13 protein-coding genes are annotated in these 19,801 nt (G+C 66.5%); 3 read left to right on the plus strand and 10 right to left on the minus strand.

Annotated elements, in window-relative coordinates:
* The 3 genes from EET13_RS33050 to EET13_RS28495 all read left to right on the plus strand — a co-directional run.
* A partial coding sequence (locus EET13_RS33050; RefSeq protein ID WP_211189156.1) for a MinD/ParA family ATP-binding protein occupies positions 1-1,823 on the plus strand: 1,823 nt, incomplete at its 5' end.
* Complete coding sequence (gene eccD, locus EET13_RS28490; protein ID WP_122445391.1) at positions 1,820-3,355, plus strand: type VII secretion integral membrane protein EccD; 1,536 nt, start codon at positions 1,820-1,822, stop codon at positions 3,353-3,355. The genes EET13_RS33050 and eccD (EET13_RS28490), both read left to right, overlap by 4 nt.
* Positions 3,356-3,469: 114 nt before the next feature.
* Positions 3,470-4,321: a hypothetical protein gene (locus EET13_RS28495; RefSeq protein WP_122445392.1), complete on the plus strand. Its 852-nt coding sequence runs from the start codon at positions 3,470-3,472 to the stop codon at positions 4,319-4,321.
* A 182-nt stretch (positions 4,322-4,503) separates the two neighbouring features.
* Here the strand turns inward: EET13_RS28495 and EET13_RS30705 are convergent, their stop codons facing one another.
* The 10 genes from EET13_RS30705 to EET13_RS28545 form a co-directional block, all read right to left on the minus strand.
* Entirely contained in the window at positions 4,504-6,882 is a 2,379-nt protein-coding gene (locus tag EET13_RS30705) for a secretion protein EspK (RefSeq protein WP_122445393.1), read from the minus strand.
* A gap of 377 nt (positions 6,883-7,259) precedes the next feature.
* A complete protein-coding gene (locus tag EET13_RS28505) occupies positions 7,260-7,598 on the minus strand; it encodes a YbaB/EbfC family nucleoid-associated protein (protein WP_425293741.1) in 339 nt (112 codons plus the stop codon).
* Positions 7,599-7,603: 5 nt separating this feature from the next.
* Positions 7,604-8,989, minus strand: coding sequence for an EspB family ESX-1 secretion system-associated protein (gene espB, locus EET13_RS28510; protein WP_122445395.1), 1,386 nt, complete (start codon positions 8,987-8,989; stop codon positions 7,604-7,606).
* 101 nt (positions 8,990-9,090) lie between these two features.
* Positions 9,091-10,488, minus strand: coding sequence for a type VII secretion protein EccE (gene eccE, locus EET13_RS28515; protein ID WP_122445396.1), 1,398 nt, complete (start codon positions 10,486-10,488; stop codon positions 9,091-9,093).
* Positions 10,485-11,825 (minus strand): type VII secretion-associated serine protease mycosin, encoded by a 1,341-nt coding sequence (mycP, locus tag EET13_RS28520; protein WP_122445397.1) that lies wholly within the window; start codon positions 11,823-11,825, stop codon positions 10,485-10,487. Before mycP (EET13_RS28520) ends, eccE (EET13_RS28515) begins: the two co-directional genes overlap by 4 nt.
* 125 nt (positions 11,826-11,950) lie before the next feature.
* On the minus strand, positions 11,951-13,810 hold the full coding sequence (eccA, locus tag EET13_RS28525; RefSeq protein WP_122445415.1) for a type VII secretion AAA-ATPase EccA: 1,860 nt from the start codon (positions 13,808-13,810) through the stop codon (positions 11,951-11,953).
* A 96-nt stretch (positions 13,811-13,906) separates the two neighbouring features.
* Positions 13,907-15,526, minus strand: coding sequence for a type VII secretion protein EccE (gene eccE, locus EET13_RS28530; protein WP_122445398.1), 1,620 nt, complete (start codon positions 15,524-15,526; stop codon positions 13,907-13,909).
* Positions 15,523-17,184, minus strand: a complete 1,662-nt coding sequence (mycP, locus tag EET13_RS28535; RefSeq protein ID WP_122445399.1) for a type VII secretion-associated serine protease mycosin — start codon at positions 17,182-17,184, stop codon at positions 15,523-15,525. Before mycP (EET13_RS28535) ends, eccE (EET13_RS28530) begins: the two co-directional genes overlap by 4 nt.
* Positions 17,169-18,698 carry a type VII secretion integral membrane protein EccD gene (gene eccD, locus EET13_RS28540; RefSeq protein ID WP_122445400.1) on the minus strand — a complete coding sequence of 510 codons (1,530 nt, stop codon included), beginning with the start codon at positions 18,696-18,698 and terminating at the stop codon, positions 17,169-17,171. The genes mycP (EET13_RS28535) and eccD (EET13_RS28540) overlap by 16 nt, the downstream gene beginning before the upstream one ends.
* Entirely contained in the window at positions 18,695-19,720 is a 1,026-nt protein-coding gene (locus tag EET13_RS28545) for a MinD/ParA family ATP-binding protein (protein WP_122445401.1), read from the minus strand. The genes eccD (EET13_RS28540) and EET13_RS28545 overlap by 4 nt, the downstream gene beginning before the upstream one ends.
* Positions 19,721-19,801 lie beyond the last annotated feature (81 nt).

The following is a 19,801-nucleotide window of genomic DNA, read 5'->3' on the forward strand; positions in this document are numbered from 1 at the left end:
CGCGTGCGGTCGTACCGACGGGGGAACCGGCGCCTCCCGAACCGCCGGTTCCCCCGTCGGTACGACCGCACGCGTCCGCCGAAGCACCGGGCACACCGGTGTCCTCACCACCGGCCGCTAAGCCGGCCTCGGCCGCACCGCCTGCGGCCGCTTCTCCGCCCAAGCCACCAGTCGCGCCCGTGCCGACGGGCGGGCCACCCCCACCGCCGACACCACCACGATCCGAACCTCCGCGCGGTCCAATCCCACCGCCCTCGGCCACGCCTTGGCCGACGCGGTCCCCCTTTGCGGCAGCGCAACCGTCGGGGCCCTCCACCGAACCGTTTGCGGTTCCCCCGAAGCCACCGCAACCCGCTACCGCGCCGACCCGGCCGCAGGCAACCGAAACATCTACTCGCAAAGTGCCAATCGGCGAGCGACAGCAACCCACGCCGCCCCCCCTGCCACCGCAGTCCGACGCCCCTAGGCATTCACGACACGCCCGCCGCGGCCACCGCTACCGGCTCGACCCGGACGACGACGAGATGTCGTCGGCAACTGGTGCTGCAATTTCGCAGCATCCTTCGACGGAAGAGACGGCACCGGAGTCCGGAATCGGACCGGGATCCCCATTCACGTGGTTACCGCAAAGCCACTCGAACGTTGATCGTGCGCCGGAAGCCGCACCTGTCCCGACAGCAGCCCCTGCAACCGAAGCCCTCCCTGAATCCACCGGCCCCCGTCGCGCCCGACGCCGCGCCGATCGGGCCGCTGATCGTGACCACCTGGAGGCCACACTGCCTACATCGGGGCTAGTGCCCACCCGGGCTCAACCCCCGGGCCCGGTGCGCGCTCGACCCCCGTACCCGACCGCTCCGGATCAACGCCCGCACGCGCCGGCTACGCCTCGGCCCTCGCACGAGCTGGCGGCCGTCGATGGTGGTCGCAGTGGGAAGCCCGCGAAACCCGTGCCTACACGGGGTTGGCGGCGTTGGGTGCACGCGGTCACTCGAATCAACGTCGGACTGTCGCCCGACGAGAAATACGAACTGGAACTGCGTAACCGGGTCAGCAGGAGACCCCGCGGCTCATATCAGATCGCGGTGCTGGGCCTGAAGGGCGGCGCCGGCAAGACCACTACGACAGTCACGCTGGGTACAACGCTGGCGCAGGTGCGGGGGGACCGGATCCTGGTGCTCGATGCGGATCCGGGCTGCGGCAACCTCGCCGAGCGCGCGGGCCGTTCGTCGCCGTCATCGATCGCGGATCTGGTGACCGACCCGGAGTTGTCGCACTACAACGACATCCGCGCGCACACCAGCGTGAACGCTGCCAACCTTGAAATACTGCCGGCTCAGGAATACACCACCGGCCGCCGCGGGCTCAGCGGCGAGGACATGCGGGCCGCGGTGGACAAAGTATCGAAGTTCTACAACCTGGTCGTCGCCGACTGCGGAGCCGGGCTCTTCGATCCGGTGACCCGCAGCGTCCTGGAAACTTCCTCGGCCATCGTGGTCGTGACCAACGTCTCGATCGACAGCGCCCGCCAGGCTGCGATTGCCCTGGAATGGTTGCGCCACAACGGGTATCAGGACCTGCTGGACCGCGCCTGCGTGGTGGTCGACCACGTCAGTGTCGGGGAGACCAACGTTGCGGAAAAGCATGTGGTCCGGCAGTTCGAACAGCAGCTCCAACCCGGCCGGGTGGTGGTCCTGCCCTGGGACAAACACATCGCCACCGGCGGCGAAATTCACCTCGATCAGCTCGGTCCGGGCTATCAGCGGCGAATCCTCGAGCTAGCAGCAGCTCTATCCGACGATTTTGAAAGGGCTGGACGCCGATGAGCGCACCTGCCGTTGCCGCCCCCGCGGCCGGCGCGGGGACCACTCCGCCCAAACCCGCGACCACCCGGGTGACCATCCTGACCGGCAAACGGATGACCGACTTGGTGCTGCCCGCGGCGGCGCCCATAGAAACCTATATCGACGACACCGTCGCGGTGCTGGCCGATCTGTTGGAGGACACCCCAGCCGACGTCTTAGCCGGCTTCGACTTTTCTGAGCAGGGCGTGTGGGCCTTTGCCCGGCCCGGGTTCCCGCCGCTGCGACTGGACCAATCGCTTGACGAAGCCGGAGTGGTCGACGGCTCATTGCTCACCCTGGTAACCGTGAGCCGTACCGAGCGGTATCGCCCTCTTGTCGAAGACGTCATCGACGCAATCGCGGTGCTTGACGAGTCGCCGGAGTTCGACCGCTCGGCGCTGAATCGTTTCGTTTGCATCGCCATACCGGTGCTGACCCTGCCGGTGACCGCCGTCGCCGTACGGGCGTGGTGGGCAACCGGACGCAGCTGGTTCTGGCCGCTGGCGATAGCCATCATCGGTGTTGCGGTACTGGTGGGCGGCTACGTCGCAAAACGCTTCTACCAGAATTCGGACCTCTGCGAGAGCCTGCTTCTTACGGCCTACCCACCGCTCATCGCCGCGGCGGCGATTGCGGTTCCGCTGCCACGCGGCGCGCACTCGTTGGGGGCGCCGCACCTCGCGGCTGCCGCCACGGCCGTGCTCTTCCTGACACTGATGACCCGCGGCGGTCCCCGACGGCGCCATGAATTGGCGTCGTTCGTCGTGATCACCTCGATCGCGACCATAGCCGCCGCCCTCGCATTCGGCTACGGCTACGGGCACTGGGTGCCCGCGGGCGCCATCGCATTCGGGCTGTTCATCGTCACGAACGCGGCCAAACTGACCGTCGCCGTCGCGCGGATCGCCCTACCGCCAATCCCCGTTCCGGGCGAGACCGTGGACAACGAGGAGCTGCTCGATCCCGTCACCGCGCAGGACGCCACCAACGAAGAAACGCCGACCTGGCAAGCCATCATCGCCTCGGCGCCGGCGTCTGCGGCACGTCTTACCGAGCGCAGCAAACTGGCCAAGCAGCTACTCATCGGTTACGTCACGGCGGGGACCCTGGTCCTTGCCGCCGGCTCGATCGCGGTGGTGGTGCACGGGCACTTCTTCGTGCACAGCCTCGTGGTGGCGGGTCTGATCACGGTGATCTGTGGTTTCCGGTCGAGGCTGTACGCGGACCGGTGGTGCGCGTGGGCAATGCTGGCGGCAGCCGTCGCCATCCCGACGGGCCTGGCGGTCAGGCTCAGCCTGTGGTACTCGCACTACGCCTGGCTGATGCTGAGCATTTACCTCGCCACCGCCGTGGTGACTTTGATCGTGGTGGGAGCGACCGCTCAGGTTCGTCGCGTCTCGCCGGTGATGAAGCGGATTCTGGAATTGATCGACGGCGCGATGGTCGCATCAATCGTTCCACTGCTGCTGTGGATCACCAGTGTCTACGACATGGTCCGGAATATCCGCTTCTGAGCTGCGCGTGCGCCATTATGCCGGGCAGCGGTAGAAGCCGAAATTGGCGCAATTGGAGTTCTGTGATGTCGGGTAAAATTTGCTCGATGGGTAACCTACAGAAGGGTTTTTGTGATGGCTGAACCATTGGCCGTCGATCCCGCCCGCCTGATTGTCGCCGGAAGTAAACTCGTCGACCTCGTTTTTCCGACGCTTCCGGCACCAATCGCGGCGACCGGATCCGATCCGGTTTCGGGTGCAATCAACGCGACAATGCCGGGCATCGAATCATTGGTTTCCGACGGGTTGCCCGGCGTCAATGCCGCACTCAAGCGGACGGCAACCAGCATGTCCACCGCCGCTGACATCTATGCCAAGGCTGATCAGTCGCTCGGCAACGCTTTGACGCAGTACCAGTTCAGCTCCGACGGTCAGACGCCCGGAAGCGGCGGTGCCGCGGGTGCAGCGGCCAGCCGCACCGGGCAGACCGCGCAATCGCTTGCAACCGGCGGTGTGGCCGGTGCCGCGGCGAGCCTGGCCGGGCAATCCGCCCAATCGCTTGCGGCTCCCGCCGCCAACCTGATGGGTGCGCCCGCAGACGCGGTGTCACAGGTCAGTCAGGCGGTAAGCGCTAAGGCCGACGAGCTGGCGCCACGCGTCGCAGCAACGGTGCCCCAGGTAGTGCAGCTGGCCCCACAAGCCGGTCAGATGGCGCAGCAGGCATCGCCGATTGCCCAGACCATCAGCCAGTCGGCGCAACAAGCGGGCTCGCAGGGCGCCGGTGCAACGCCCGCTCAGCTCGCCTCCGACACGAAGCCTGAGCAGCAGGGTCAGCTCGTTGATGACACCAAGAAGGACGGGGACAACGAGGATCAAACGGCGGGCGACGACGGTGCCGCCGCCGGCGCGGCCACATTGGTCAGCGCTCCCGTCCACGCCGCAACCGGCGGCAGCGCGTCGTCGGGCTCGGTCGCAGCGCCGGTCTAAAGCTAAGCCTCAGCCGCGCGCTGCGGCGCGCATGTCCTACGACTGGTTGGTCCAGTCATTGCGACGTCCCGGCGAACGTTGTCGTCGCTCGCGTCGACCTCGCCGTCGCTTGTCCTGGCTCGAGCAGCCGCGAGCTACTGAAGCACCCGACCCGGGAGCCGTTGCGGCAAGGATCAACAGCGTCAGGATGCCGCGGTCAGGGCATTGTCGAGCAAACCGGTGACGTATCGCCAGTACAGCCAGTCCTCGACCGCGGGACGCTGAGCCTCCGCGTCGACCGCCGCGTATGCCTGGTGCAGCGCGATCTCCTGGCAATGCCCGGCGTAGGCGCGAAACGCCCGCAGGTGGGCCACCTCTCGACCGGTCGCGGTACTGGTCATCGGCTTCATCAGTTCGAACCACCGCATATGCCGCTCATCGTCCGGCGGGTTGGCATCGGCCGGCGCCGGTGGCAACAGCTCAAGCAGCTTCAGGTCTTGAGTTTCTGCCAGCTGGGCCGCCGCCGACGGATCAACCACCTCCAGGCGGGGACGTCCGGTCATCTTGCCGCTATCCGGGATGTCGTCCGCTTCCAGGATGATCTTGGCCGCACCGGGATCGGAGTTGGCCAGTTGCTCCGCGGTTCCGATCACCGCCCGCAGCTTCAGGTCGTGAAACGCGGCCCATCCTTGCACGGCCATTATCGGGTAGGTAGCTGACCTGGCCACTTCGTCAGCCGGCATCGCGTGGTCAGCACTGGCCATGAAGACGTTCGCGGGCAAGTGCACGTGATCAGGTATGTAGGCCAGTCCATAGCTGTTGGCCACCACAATTTCGCCGTCGGTGGTCACCGCGGTGACCCAGAAGAATCCGTAATCTCCCTCGTCGCGGACGTCGGGTGCATTGAGGGCGGCCGCGATGCGGCGAGCCAGCCGCAGCGGGTCGGGCTTGCCGCGGCGGGCACCGGACGCCGCGGCAATGGCATCGCGTGCCGCCCGCGCCGCCGAAACCGGCACCGACGGCAATGCCGTGATGTCGTCTTCCGACCCCCGCTTTTCCTTCTCGGGCGGCTCCGGCGGCGGCGCAGGCCGGGCCGGAGGCGCGATGCGCGCCGACGCGGCACGGGGAGTCACTGCTGCCGGCGCCCTACCGGCTGGTCCTAGCGGCGCCCGTCCAGTGGCAGCACGCGAGCCCGCGGTGGATGCCGCGCTTTGCCCGGCGCTGGGGCCGGCCCCGGCTGACGCCGCGGGGGCAACTGCCCCGCTGGACATTCCGCGAGCGGCCGCCGGCATTCCGCCCGCAGCTGCGGGCGACATCGGTTGTGACGAGGACCCATCGTCGCCGTGCGACGGTCCCGACGGAGCCGCCGGTTGCGCAGACGGCACTGACGGTGCGTCCGTCGCCGCTGCCGGCTTCACGTGAGTGGGCTCGGTTGATGGGGAATGCGGCGTCGATGGGGTCCCGGGATCGGTCGGCATCGACGGCTGGTTCGGCGATGGAGACGGGCCGACGGGAGCCGGTTGTGGGCTCGGGGACGGCGCTGGCGCCGGCGCCGGCGCCGGCGCCGGCGTCGGCGTCGGTGAGACTGGAGTCGACGGGGTCGGGGACGGCGCCGGTGCCGGGGTGGGAGTGACCGGTGTGACCGGGGCGGCCGGCTGGTCGGGCTTCGGCTTGGCCGGGTTGACCGGAGTGACCGGCTTGGCCGGCTGGTCGGGCTTCGGCTTGACCGGGTTGACCGGAGTGACCGGCTTGGCCGGCTTGCCCGGAGTCACCGGCGGGATGGGCGTCACCGGTTTGCCGGGCGTGACCGGCGTGACCGGTCTGGGGGTCACCGGAGTAACCGGTACGCCCGGGGTAACCGGTTTGCCCGGCGTGACCGGTGGAGCCGGCCTGGGGTTGACGGGGGTCACCGGGGTGCCGGGGGTAACCGGCTTGTGCGGGTTGACCGGCGTCGGTTCGAAGGGCTTCGGAGCCGGCGGCGCGGGAGAAGGCTGACCCGGAGTCGGTACGACCAAGGACGGCACCTCGGGGGTGGGCGGCGTCACCTGGTGCAGCAGATCCTGAAGTGCGTTGTGCGGCGGTTTCCAGTTCTTGGACGCCAACACCTGCTCGGCGGCTTCCGACACCAGGCTGGCGTTGGCGCTGTGGGTGGCACGCACCAGTGACTCGATCGCGGCTTTACGCGCCTCGGCGTCCATTTCGCGGTCGTTCTCCAAGGCGACTATTTCGCGTTGCGCACCGTCCACGTTGTTGCCGATATCCGCCTTTGCCTGGGCAATCAACCCGGCGATATGGCGGTGCCAGGTGATCACCGTCACGAGGTAATCCTGCAGCGTGCTCATTTGGTTGAGGTTTGCTCCCAGCGCGCCGTTGGCGGCATTGGCCGCGCCACCGGTCCACACCCCGCCGTCGAAGACCTCGACCTGCTGGTGGCGGCAGGCGTCCATCACGTCGGTGAACTGATGTAAGACCCGGTTGTATTGCTGCGCCCTGTCGTAGAAGGTGTCCTCATCGGCTTCCGGCCACCCGCTGGGCTCGAGCATCTGCCCGGCATACTGTCCTGTCGGCCTCGGAATGCCCATCGCCTACTCTCCTCCCAACAGCCGCCAGGCCGCAGCGACCAGACCTGCCGGGCAGGTTCTCGCAGTGGATCGTTGGCCCGGCGCGCCTGCTGCACCGCCGCGGCGCGGCGTCGGCCGATGAGCGGTACCGGACGTCATGGTTAACAAGCCTAACCGAGGTTAAGACCAGCTAGATGCGGCAATTTGGGGACGGGAACGGCCGCCGACTCGGCCTGCCCACCAGGCTTGGGCGAACTAGGCATGGCGCAGCCGCATCGCTCGAACCGCGATCGGACCGTGGCGCTAGACGGCATCGGAATTCGGCTGAACGGCTCCAACCGGATGCCGGCGGCAGCGTCATGATCGTCGCTGTCGCCGGCGTTCCGCGATCAGAACTGCTAGATCAGCCCTTTGTTCATCGTGTCGGACAACGCGGACAGGGCGGCGATCAATTGCTCGCCCGCCGCGTCGTTGTAGGCCGTCGCTGCGGACTGCGCATTCGTCAGCGCCTCGTTGACCCGCGCGCCGACGATCTCGGCGCCTACTTGCTTGAGCAGACCCTCCTGGATGCGAACACCGGTGAGCCATTGGTGTCCGTTGATCGTCACCTCGACGGTCTCGGTCTCGTCAGTGCCCCGGAAGGACCCGGTGTTCATCTGATTGAGCGTTCCATCGATAGCTGTTTGAAACCGAGCCGCCAGCGCTAATGTCTGGGCGACATGCGGGTCCATTTCCATGCTGGTCACTTCGACTCCTTGCTGTCTTGACGACGACGGTTACCGATGACGGCCTCGGTCCAAGCCCGGTCCTCGGTGTAGAGCGCCTCGTCGTCTTGCTGGGCACCCTTGGATTTGGAGCTGCCCTGGCCCTGGCCGTGTGCCCCCATCGGCATACCCATGCCGCCTCCGCCCATCCCGCTGCCTGCGGCGGTCTTGCCCTGAGCAGCGCCGGCGATGTCACCGGCGGCAGCTGGCCGCACCGAGTCGGTGCCCGCCAGGCCCGCCGGCTCGCCCAGTGGTGCCCCGCCCATGCCGCCGCCGCCACCGCCGCCCAGCGACATCGGCTTTATGCCCAGGTCTTTCGGCATGTTGGCGGCCGCCTGGTGAGTTGCGGACGCCAGTTCTGCGCTGGCTCCGGCCGGCATGCCACCACCCGCGCCGGCGCCCGGGCTCATCGGCGCCATCGGCATCCCGGTCATGGGGGTACTGCCGGAACCGTCGCCGGGCGGCATCAAGAAGTTCGGAATCAGACCCTGCGGCTGGGCAGGCGGCGGCGGGTCGATCTTGATGGCAGCCGGCGGCTTCGGCGGGTTCACCGGTTCCAGATCCGCCTTCGTGTTGTACTCGCTGAGCACCTGCTCAGACTTCGACTGGTACTCCGCATAAAGCTTAATGGCCTGGTCCTTGTAGGCCGGGTCCTTCGACAACTCCTCGAGCTTGGTGATGTCGGCCAATGAAGGATGCGACCGGCGGGCCCACACTTGCAGCTGGACGATGTATTGAGCCTGCTTGGCTAGCGCAGCGCTCAATTTAGCCATGTGGAGTACCCACTCCTTTTGCTGATCCATAGAGGCTTCACAAGCCGTGGCTGCATCACCCTCCCAGTTCTCGAAGACCCGGAAGCGCGCGATGTCGCCTTGCAGTGCCAAGTTGAAATTGTTCCACGCTTGCCCAAAGTTGACCAACGTCGCGCCTTGGTCCCCGCTTTCGAGTTTGGTTGCCGCAGTCTTGAGATCGGTGAAATCCGCATCGCCGGCCGCCGCCACTTTCGGGGTCTCCTGCAGCTCCGCGGAGCTGTCCCCGCCTGCGCCGCCGGCGGATTGGGCCTCCACCGTCGCGTTCCCGTCGGTATCCAGCGCGGTCTGAGACTCCTCGTCGACTTCGCCGTAAGCCCTGGCCGCGTTGCGCAGAGACGTCGCCAGCCGTTGCCGTTCCCTCGTGCCGGCCTGCAGATAAAGCCGCATGTTGTCGGCGGACACCGCAAGTTGGCGGGCGGCATCGATGGCGGCCGTGAGCCCGCAGGGTGCGTCAGGAACGTCATCGGGCGCAACCGCCATCGGAGCTTCCACCTCGGTGGCCCGCTTCAGAATTTCGTCCTGATCCACCGTCACGGTCTGCGGCTGGCTCATCTCGGATCATCCTCCTTAGTGCTACAGCCATTATCGTCGCTGAATCGGCGGGTTCCTGCACCAAAAATTTTCGGCGCTCACCCTTTCCGCCCTCCTGGGCTCTACCTGCGCAGCGCCATCTGATAGCGACTCTCTTCTGGAGGGGAAACCCGCCGGATCGGCAATTCCCGATGGCGTGGAGTGCTGATGAGGTTGTGCCGCAGGATCACTTTGTCGACGCCGGAATGCGGACCTAGATAGGTTGTCGCGTTCGGCCACGCCACCTTGGCGTCCGAGCCGACCTGCGCCCCGATCAGCCGGGCAAATTGCTCGAAGCGCGGTCCGACGGTCACGATGCCGCCGGCAGCGGCCGAGCGCACGGCGAACTGCGTGAAGGTTTGCGCGTCAGCCAGGCTGATGCTCACGTCTACGTCGTCGAACGGCATGTAGACCGGATACCGGTTCACGGTCTGGCCGACCAGCACACCCGCGGACCCAATCGGCAGCTGGCAGTGATGGTTGGGCACCAGGTTCTGCCCCTGCAGGGCGGGGCGTTGGCCACCGTAAAGGCGGGAGAACCCGCGCGGCGTCTTGGGCTTGCCCACCGTGGTCAGTAGCACCGTGGACTGCGGCGACATCCCGGGAGCGATGCGGACCCTGGTGATGGTGTGGTCGGCGCGCGCCGACCACCACAAGTCCGGGCCGCCCGGTGCGGTGTAGGCCGCGGTGTAGGCGTCGTGGCCTTTGATCATCGACCACTTCTCCCGGACAAAGCCGATGTCGATGGCATGGTCGTAATCGTCGAAGCTGCGTCCGCACACCGCATCGACACCATTGCTGGCCAGGCTGTCGGCGATGCGAGTGGCCGAGGCCACTAGATAACGGGCCAACCCGGCGACTCCGGCGTCACGCCGCTGCGCCGACTTGCGGGTACGTTCGGGGTTGGCGCGCAACATGATCCACGTCCGGCGATTCGCCGGAGCCGGGTCGGCGCCGAGCACCTGCTGGTAGAGGTTCACCACATCCGGCGCGGCGGTGTGGCCGACACGGTAGCCGGCCGACACCACGTCTGCCTCCAAGTCGGGGCAGTGCACCGACAGCAACTCCTCCAACAGCCGGGTGTCCAGAACGTCGTCGGTGTGGGCTTGCCCGTCGACGATCACCGTCGGGGTGAACGGCCGCGGCTTGAGTTCGATGACCGCGATCAGGCACTCGCGCCGCCACCGCACCGCGACGTGGTCACCGGGCTTGACGGTGGCGCCGACGACCGGCTCGGAGGGAATGTCCGGGGGTTTGCGACGCCGGCGCAGCCAGGCAAAGACCGTCGCCACCCAGCCGGTCACCCGCCGCCCGAAGAAGGTAACCACGGCCACGATGGCGGCCACCGCCGTTATGGCGATGCCCGCCCACCAATAGCGCGTGTGCAGGAACAGCATGATGCAGGGCGGGCCCAGCACCGCGACGACCAACGTGTGGCCGGTACTGAACCGCAGCCGTATCGGACTGAATGGATTCCTCATCGGCGCCTCAGCGCCCGCGCGCTCAGCCCGCCCAGTCCCAGCGCCAGCGTCAGGCCCAGAACCGACAGCGCCACGATGGTGATCGGCCGACGATCGGGGCCCGGCTCCACCACCGGAGGCGGAAGTCGCCGGACGTTGAACGGTACCGACGCGGGCCCGGGTGGGATGTCCCACGTCAACGCCGCAACCGAATTGATCACGCCGGCGCCGACGAGGTTGTCGACCCCGCCACCCGGATGTCGCGCAGTTGCGGTGATCCGGTTCATCACCTGCACCGGCGTCAGCTCCGGGAACCGCTGGCGCACCAGCGCAGCCAGACCCGAAACGTAGGCCGCGGCAAACGAGGTCCCCGCGATCGGGACGGGGCCTTCCCGCCCCGGCAGGGCGTTCACCGGCTCACCGTGGTCCCCGAGGGCGACGATGTTCTCCGCCGGAGCCGCCACCGCCACCCACGGTCCATGCATGGAGAAGGAGCTGGGCACGCCGCTTTCACCGATACCGCCCACGGTCAGCACCAGGGGTGCATACCAGGCGGGGGTGACGACTGTCTGCACCTTGTTCCAGCCACGCGGGTCGCCGGGTATCGACGCGTCCGGCAGCGGGTTCTGCGCGCAGTCGCCACCGGTGTTCCCGGCCGCGACGACCACCACGACATTCTTGACGTTAACCGCGTAATTGATGGCCGCGCCCAGACTGAGCTCATCGATGGGGCGGGTCACCTTGTAACAAGCGGCTTCACTGATGTTGATCACACCGGCGCCCAGATTGGCCGCATGCACGACCGCACGGGCCAGGCTGCGGATGGACCCGGCCGCCGGGGTGGCGTTGGGGTCGTTGGGATTGGGTTGGCTGCCAACCGGTTCGAACGCCTCCGACGTCTGACGCAACGAAAGCAGCCGGGCGTCGGGCGCGACTCCGACGAACCCGTCGGTAGGCGCGGGCCGCCCCGCGATGATGGAGGCGGTCAGCGTGCCGTGCGCGTCACAGTCGGACAGGCCGTCACCGGCCTGGTCGACGAAGTCCCCACCCGGTTCCGCGGGTACCCGTGGCGAGGCGTCGACACCGGTGTCGATCACGGCTACCGTCACCCCGGCCCCGGTTGCGAACCTATGCGCCTCCGAAACGCCGAGATAGGTGTTGCTCCACGGTGGATCGTGAAAGCTCGAATCCGGCAAGGTGGTCGGACTCGAGCACAGGACGCGCTGCTCGGTGGGCTGGTCGGGACCCGTCACGTCGGGTGGCACCGCACCGGGATCGATCGACGGCGGATTGATTGCCAACGCGGGCGGCGCGTTGAGCAACGCCAGCACCACCGCCGTCAGCAAGATCCGGTGCACCCCGGAATCACTCCGTTCATTGAGCCGCGTTGCCGACCTGGCATCTGCGTGTCAGGTCTGCGTGCATTTTAGACGTAACGGCCGCGTAAACAACGGTTTTCCCGCCGGGGCCGGGTCACGGTTTGCTACCAGACGATGGCGGACATGTCGCGGTTGTCCGAACACACGCTGCGCACCGCGGCCTGAAGATCGGCGGCGGTGATGACCTGCAGATCCTCGACCGACACCGGTTGGCCGGCCCGCTTTTGGGCGACCACTCGGGTATCACGGAACCCTTCGGCGCGTTCGATGACGTTGCGGGCGAACCGGCCGTTTTGCATCGCGTCGATACCGTGCCGGCCACCGGGAGTGGTGTAGTTGCGGATGGTGGTAGCCGCATTCAGAAACGTCTCGCGCGCGCCGTCGTCGAGCATGCTGGCGCGGGGCGTGGCGTACCGTTGGCCGATTTCAACGATCTCGGCCGGCGAATAAGACTCAAAGCGCAGTTTGCGGTTGAACCGGCCGGCCAAACCCGGGTTGACAGAAAGGAATTCGTCCACCTGGTCCTCATAGCCGGCCCCGATGAAGCAGAAGTCGAAACGGTGGGCTTCCAAGGCGACCAAGAGTTGGTTGACTGCCTCCATGCCGATCATGTCCGGTGTGCCGTCCTGGTGGCGTTCCACCAGGGAGTAGAACTCATCCATGAAAATGATTCTGCCCATTGATTTTTCGATTAGCTCGTTGGTTTTCGGGCCGGACTCGCCGATGTAGTGCCCGCAGAAGTCCGAGCGGCGGACCTCCCGGATTTCGGGGTGCCGCACGATTCCCATGCCGGCGTAAATCTTGCCCAGGGCTTCGGCGGTGGTGGTCTTACCGGTGCCCGGGGGCCCGACCAGCAACATATGGTTGGTCTGACCCTCGACGGGCAGGCCATGTTCGAGCCGCATCATGCGCACCTCGAGCTGATCCTCAAGTGCGGCTACCGCCTGCTTGACCGCGGCCAGACCGACTTGTCTGGCCAGCAGCTCGCGGCCCTCGGCCAATAGCTCGGCCCGCCGCTCGACCGCGTCGTCGTCGTCGAGTTGGTCACGGCTTTTGGCCGTGGCGGGATCCCACTTGTCGGTGCGGCTGGCGATGGTTTGCTCGTCGGTCACCACCAGCCGAAGATTGGGGTCTGCCAAAGCTTCCTTGGCCTGCTCGGTCAACACTCCGTTGATCGTTGCCTTCGACAGCCAGATCTGAGCCTTGTCCTCTTCGCGCAGCTGGCGATACACCATCCCGCGCACGTACGCCAGATCAGCCACCAGCAACGGAATGTCGGCCGGGCCGATCGAAGCGGTCAGCACATGGGCATCGAAGCGGCCAGACGACTTGTTGTGCCCGATCACGTCGACGCGGTCCAGCCAATCCAGGGCAACGCGGCCCTGCCCTAGATGCGCTGCGGCGTGAGCGGCCAGCGCGCAAATCGAGGCGGTTACCGCCGACATGACGATCGCCTGCGGCGGTAAGTCTTCGGCGGCGGTCAACAACACATCGGGCCAACGCTGCGTGACAAACATCAGGAAAGCCTTGGCCAACTGATGCCACTGATAACTACGCCACGAATCCAACAGGTCGCGGTTAGCCAACAGCGTCTCCGCCTCGGCGTACTCCCCCGCAATTGTCAGCGCCGAGGACAGCGCCAGCCCTACCTGCGATGCGTCGGTCACCGTGATACCGACGTAAGGGCCCAGCTGGATGTCAGCGGATAGCGTCCGGCCGATCCGCGTGGTCTCGCGGTGCAGCCACTCGCTGTTGGCGTAGAGCTGTTTGAGCGATGCCAGTTCACCGTCGCCGCAGGCGATCCGACCCAGCCAGGCGTCAGCCATCGACGGGTCGGCATCGGTGGCCGCGACGAACTCGGCCAAGGCGGCCTTAACGCCTTGGCGAGCCATGACCGTCATAGCCAGATCGAAATGTCTACGCGCGGTTTGCAAATCACCCATTGCATCCACCATCCTCGACAGCGCGGCCGGAGTCATCATGGCTGCAGGCAGCCTCGACGGCGTCGCCGCTTGTGCTGGGTGCGCTCATTACACTGTGCCTCAACGTCGATCGAGTCCCTACGTGGCGACAGACATCGTGACCGGCTCAAGACTGACGTAGCGGTTCTCGGCGCGGAACATCTCCATCTCTACCAGCCAATCATGCCCCGCTGCACTGACTTTCACCATCGTACGGTCGACCTGCTCGATGGTCACCTCAAACCCGTGCCTGAGCCCCTCGGGAAGGGCGGTACCGGAGGGCGCGACGGTGATGACGTTGGCCGGCCGCGGCGTGGGCGCAATCGCGACGTCCCCGATATCAAGGCCGCCCTCAATTACGTTGTCGCCGCCCCTTTTCCGCCGTCCCACATACTCCACGACGCTGACCGTGGTGCGGGGCGCGGGGCGCGGGGTGCTGACAATGCTGACCTCGGGCATCCGTACGCTGGCCCAACGCTCTTGATGGCGGGTGTGCACACAGACCCGCTCGCCAGCGCCGACAGTGCGGATGACGATCCGCTTGGCAATGGCATCGTCGGCTGCCACGAACACCCGTGACAGCTCACCGGCATCGGTGACCGGAATCATCAGCCGGTCGCCATTGGGCAATTTGCCCACCAATACGCCCGATGGCCCAATTTCGGTGGCCAGTTGCGCCGGCAGCGGGCTGCGCCGCAGACCGCGCAGGTATGGACGCGGCCCGCACATGTTGGCCGCCGCGGCTGCGGCCTGTTCTCCGTTGAGGCGGCGCAAGATCACGCTGGGCGGGGTGGGCGCCGGCGTGGGGGTACGCACGGTGATGGTCGCGGTGCACGTTGCATCCGGATATACCGTCACGTTTTGGATGACCTCATCGGCGCGCAGGGTCCATGCCTGGGCAAGGATCTGCGACGAAATCGCCGCGGGCGGGTAAGCGTATGTGGTCATCCAGCCCAATTCTCCGCGGATGGCCTTCCACCGCTGCGCGTTTCCGGCTATCGCGTCCGAGCCTAGCCGCCGATCCAGCTCGACCAGGTCCGTCGCGGTCGCCACCCGGGCCCGCAGGCCTTGGCAGCGCAGCGAGCTGGCGATGCGCTGGGCAACCGAAATTGCCGCCACCCCAACGCTGTTGCGCCACTGCAACGCCTGCGCGTTGGCGATGATCGGCAACCGCATGATCAGCCATGTTTCGCGCCTGCCCGCGTAGGGCGGGGTGCCGATCTCCGAGTCGTACACCCGCGGGTAGTCGCCGACGGTGCCGGTCCGCGATCCGAGCGCCATGACGCTGAGTGAATCGAGTTCCAGGCCCAGCGGATGGCGCAACATCGGTAGCAGCTCGGAGATGTCGAGGACATTGTCGGTTTCGACCGTCACCGAGCCGGTCACCGTGGTTGCCCGGTGTGCTCTGCCGAGCAGTTGCACCGCCACCACCGCGGTGCCGCCTTGCACCCGGACGCCGCCTCCGGATCGGTTGTTGGCCACGGTAATTGGAGCATCCCAGTTGATGGGGCGCCGGCCATGCAGCCGCAGCACCGCCCACGACCACGCCGGCTGGCCCCACCACCGGACGAAAACCAGCCCGACACCAACCAGCAGAGCGACCGCCGCTCCGAGGTAGCCGCCGACGGCCCAGCCCACCACCGCGAACAGGAATACCACCCAGACGCCGACAACGCGTCGAGTGCTGACCGAGGTGAACCCGGTCAGCCTAGACCTCATCGCGCCCTCCGCAGCCGGGCCGCGATCGCCGCCACCAGCACACCGGCAGCAACCGCACCGACAAATCCGATAGCAATATTGCGGGCCCGGTGATCGGGTGGCGGAGGCGGCGGCGCGGGGATGATCACGCGGCTCCGGGAACCCGGCGCCAACCGGTCGCCGGCAGGGATATTGAACGTCAGAGCCGCGACCGGATCGACCAGTCCATAGCCCACGCGGTTGTCGACTCCCGCGGGCGGGTTGTGCGCCGACTGGACGATCCGGTTGATCACCTGATGCGCACTGAGCTCAGGGAATTTTGCCCGGACCAACGCGGCGACACCGCTGACGTATGCCGCCGAAAAGCTGGTGCCCCAAAACGGCATGTTTTTCTCGCCCGGCCTCGACGGCGGATACGCGTTGACCGGTCCGCCACCTTGCGGCGAGAGACCCATGATGTGGGTCCCGGGCGCGGCCACGCCCACCCAGGGTCCGGACATGCTCTTGTCCAGGGGTGCGCCGCTGCCGTCGACGGCGCCCACGGACAGCACATAGTCGGCGAACCAAGACGGTGAGGAGATCACCTTGACCTGATGCCAGTCCCGCGGATCCGACGGGTCCAGTGGGTCATACATCGGGTTGTTGTCGCAGCCGGCTTCGCCGTCGTTGCCGGCCGCGGCGACGATCACCGCGTCCTTGACGGTGGCCGCGTACCACAGTGCCGCACCCAGTGCGCGCTGGTCAGCGGGGGCTACCGCCGGTAGACAGGAGGTCACCGAAATGTTGATCACTTTGGCGCCCATGTTCGCCGCGTGCACCACTGCGCGCGCAACCGTATTGAGCGTGCCCGCCTTGACACGCTCGTCAGAGTGGGGATCCGCTGGTGGCGGGTTGACCGGCTCGAAGGCACGCGAGGACTGGCGAATCGAGATGATGGTTGCGTGGGGGGCAACACCCACCACCCCGTCCGGCGCGCCCGGCGGGAGCGGCGGTACTGCCGGTTCGTCCTCGGTCTGCGGATCCGGCGGTCCATTGGACGGCGCCATCGCGCCCGCTTCCTCAGGTGGTGGCGGTGGCGGCGGAACGGTTTGGGTGATCGTCACCGGTGTCGGCGGCGGGGGTGGCAACACCGGAGGCGGCACCTCCACGGGCGGCGGCGGCGCTCCGATGGACGGCGGCGGGGCGGCCGGCGGCGGGAACGCCGGAGTGGCCGGCATAGGCCGTGGCATCGGCACAATCCCTTGCGGCGCAGCTCCGATGATCGAGCTCACCACCGTGCCGTGCGCGTCACAATCGGATAGCCCGTCTTCGCTCATGATGTAGTCGCCACCGGGCACGACCGGCAATCGCGGGTTGGGGGTGACCCCGGTGTCGATGACGGCCACCGGCACGCCGTTGCCGGTGCTGTACTGCCAGGCCTTGCTGATGTTGAGCAGGTTGAAACCCGGCGCCAGCTGCGCCACATCGGGGTTCTTCACGGTGATCGGAGCGGAGCAGCTGTTGGAGCGGCGCATCGGTTGCTCCGGTCGCGGCGATCCGTCCGGAGGCACCAGGGCGGGATCCACCGATGGTGGTGGGATAGCCTGCGCGGCAGTGACATTGGTGGTCAGGGCGACCAAAGCGACTGCCACGCTGGCCGCCGCGGCGCGCAAGCACCCGCGTGCTAGTGGCGAAGCCATGCGAACAGTCCCCCCAGAGCTGCGGCCGCCGGCAAGAACACGATCATGGCCAGCACTTCCAGCCATTCCACGGTCAACCGGATGAGCGGTCTGAACCGCACCGCCGGCACCAAAAGCGCTGCCGCCAAACCCGATGCGGCAAAAACGACGACTGCCACCACGGGCCACAAAAGGCCGGCCTGGACATCCCGCGGTGCAGCAAGGGCGTATTTCACAACCCCCGCACACACTGCGGCGGACGCCCCGCACACCAGCGCGACCGCTTGGTATTTCGCGGCGAATCCGCGGCCTTGGGTGATGACGATCCCCACTGCCAGAGCGGCGACCATTAATGCCAACCAGGCCCACGGACCCCCCGGCGTCAATACCCCCCACACCGCGACGGGCAGTACGACCGACACCCCGACGCACACACCTACCTGCACCGCATTGACCAGCCGCGCGGATGCGGCGATAGCTGCGCCACGGGCGGAGATGTCGGTGAGCTCGTTGTCCTCGTCCTCCGTGTCGGCCTCGCTGACCGGCGAGACCGTGTCGACCGGCATGCCCTCGCGGCGCGCGAACAGGTCCCGGCCCGTGATCGATCCGAAGTGCGGTGGGCGTACCCGTGCCACCCATAGCGAGATAGTGGGAGTCATGCGGACCAGAACAAGCAGGCCGACCAGCACCCAGATCGCCAGCACTTGCACCGTCGCCGGCTGAAACATGCGGATGAGGGCAACTGCGGCCAAGATCCCGCACACGGTCACGACACCGGTGACCACCGCGGTCTGCCACCGTTTGCGAGTCACCACGCCGATCGCGACCGCACCCAGCAGCACCACAATGAAGCCGATCAGCCCGTGCGGCGCACCGAGTTTGCCCGGTGGCGCACAGGCAGCGCCGACGGCCAGTGATACCACCGCCAGCCACCCGAAGCCACTGAACAGGTCGCGTCGTTCCCGCCAGCCCCACCACACCACCGAAGCCCCGACCAGCAACAGAACACCAACTCCGGCCGCCACCGCGGCCGGCATCAGGCTGTCGGTAAAGGTGCGGGTCCGCAAGGCTAGGACCACTACCACCGCCACCGTCATGGCGATGATCGCGATGGCCGTATGCGCGGCAGTCAGCGGGGTAACCGGCGCGAACATCCGGTCGCCACCGTCACGGCCCAGCCATTTGCCCATGGCCGCCAGTCCCGTCGACAGCGACTCGTACTGCGGCTCGAAGGCCTCTCCGGCGACCCGCGGCACCAGGACCAGGGTGTCACCGTCTTGCACTCCAAGCTCGTCGAGGCTCTTGTTGATATCCAGCCGGACCCCGTTGATCTTCTGTAGCTCGTAACTGCCCGCCGGCAGCGCGACCCCGTCAAGCCCTTTTCGCTTCAGGTCGGCGTCGAACAGCTCGACCATTCCCTCGAAGAATCCCTCCACCGGAATTCCGGCCGGAAACACCTGGGAAGACAGATGCTTGTCGTAGCAAATATTGACTGCACACCGGGCCGGGAAAGCGACCTTGTGCGGGGTTGTCACGGCACTGCCCGCTCGGCATCGGGTACGTACTTGTCGGCGAGTCCCGCGGTAATTTCAAATAGCCGCAGCCGCGACTTCTTCTTTAACTCGTGGACCGTATCGATGATTCCGCCTTTAGCCAGATGCGGGTCGAACGGCATTTCCTCTACGATCGCACCGACCTTGGTAAACCGTTCGGTCAAGTAGGCCAGCGCGTCCTTGTCAGTGACGGCATCGGTGTGATTGATGATGACGGTGCTGTGCGAAACCAGTTCGTGATACCCCTGCGACCGCAGGTAATCCACCGCCCGCAACACCGGCCGGGAGCGGTCCGCCGTGATCCCGGAGACGAATACCAGGGTGTCGGTATTCTGCAGCACCGGTTTCATCACTTCGTGCTCCAAGTCGGCGGAGGTGTCGACAATGATCACGGTGTGGGTTCGCCGGAGCCGGGATAGCACACCGGAGAACATTGCCGGGACCAGCGGTCTGGGCTGGTCCGATGTCCGATTTCCGGCCAGCACATCAAGGCCCACCGTGTTTTGCCCGAGGTATTCGCGAATGTCCGCATAACCTTGGACGTCGGTGTCGTTGATGATGGCCGAGTAATCGCCCGGCGGAGACTCGTCGATACGGTCCGCCAGGGTGCCGAAGCCGGGCACCGCGTCGATAGCGATCACGTTATCCGGCCGGCATTCACGGAAGACGCCGCCGATGCAGGCAGCCATCGTCGTCACCCCTACCCCGCCCTTGCCGGAGACAACCGTGATGACATATTGGCGACGAATATGACGACGGATACGGGCCTGTAAATCGCGATAATGACGTTCACGAGGCGATTCGCCGGGGTTAATATTTTGAAATGACGCGGTGTAGATGAATTTGCGCCAGCCTGAGCCCGGCGGAATCTTTCGCGGGGCGGCCAGATCGGTAATGCGCATTGTGTCGGATACCGAATCGCGAAAGTTGCGTCGCGCCGACGGATCCCCCCGGCCGAACGCACCTTCGTCTGACATATTCGGGTCATTCCAAGGGCTCGTCACGACGGCGATGCTAACATAATTCGTGATTCCACGTTTGCCTCGTACAGTGGACCCTTAGCTGCGTAAACGTTAATATTCGCG

It is taken from the genome of Mycobacterium attenuatum (genome assembly GCF_900566085.1).
In the GTDB taxonomy this organism is placed as follows: domain Bacteria; phylum Actinomycetota; class Actinomycetes; order Mycobacteriales; family Mycobacteriaceae; genus Mycobacterium; species Mycobacterium attenuatum.

Coding starts and splice junctions, on each gene's coding strand:
- eccD (WP_122445391.1), top strand. CDS start 1,820: ATGAGCGCACCTGCCGTTGCCGCCCCCGCGGCCGGCGCGGGGACCACT.
- EET13_RS28495 (WP_122445392.1), top strand. CDS start 3,470: ATGGCTGAACCATTGGCCGTCGATCCCGCCCGCCTGATTGTCGCCGGA.
- EET13_RS30705 (WP_122445393.1), bottom strand. CDS start 6,882: ATGGGCATTCCGAGGCCGACAGGACAGTATGCCGGGCAGATGCTCGAG.
- EET13_RS28505 (WP_425293741.1), bottom strand. CDS start 7,598: ATGGAAATGGACCCGCATGTCGCCCAGACATTAGCGCTGGCGGCTCGG.
- espB (WP_122445395.1), bottom strand. CDS start 8,989: ATGAGCCAGCCGCAGACCGTGACGGTGGATCAGGACGAAATTCTGAAG.
- eccE (WP_122445396.1), bottom strand. CDS start 10,488: ATGAGGAATCCATTCAGTCCGATACGGCTGCGGTTCAGTACCGGCCAC.
- eccE (WP_122445398.1), bottom strand. CDS start 15,526: ATGAGGTCTAGGCTGACCGGGTTCACCTCGGTCAGCACTCGACGCGTT.
- mycP (WP_122445399.1), bottom strand. CDS start 17,184: ATGGCTTCGCCACTAGCACGCGGGTGCTTGCGCGCCGCGGCGGCCAGC.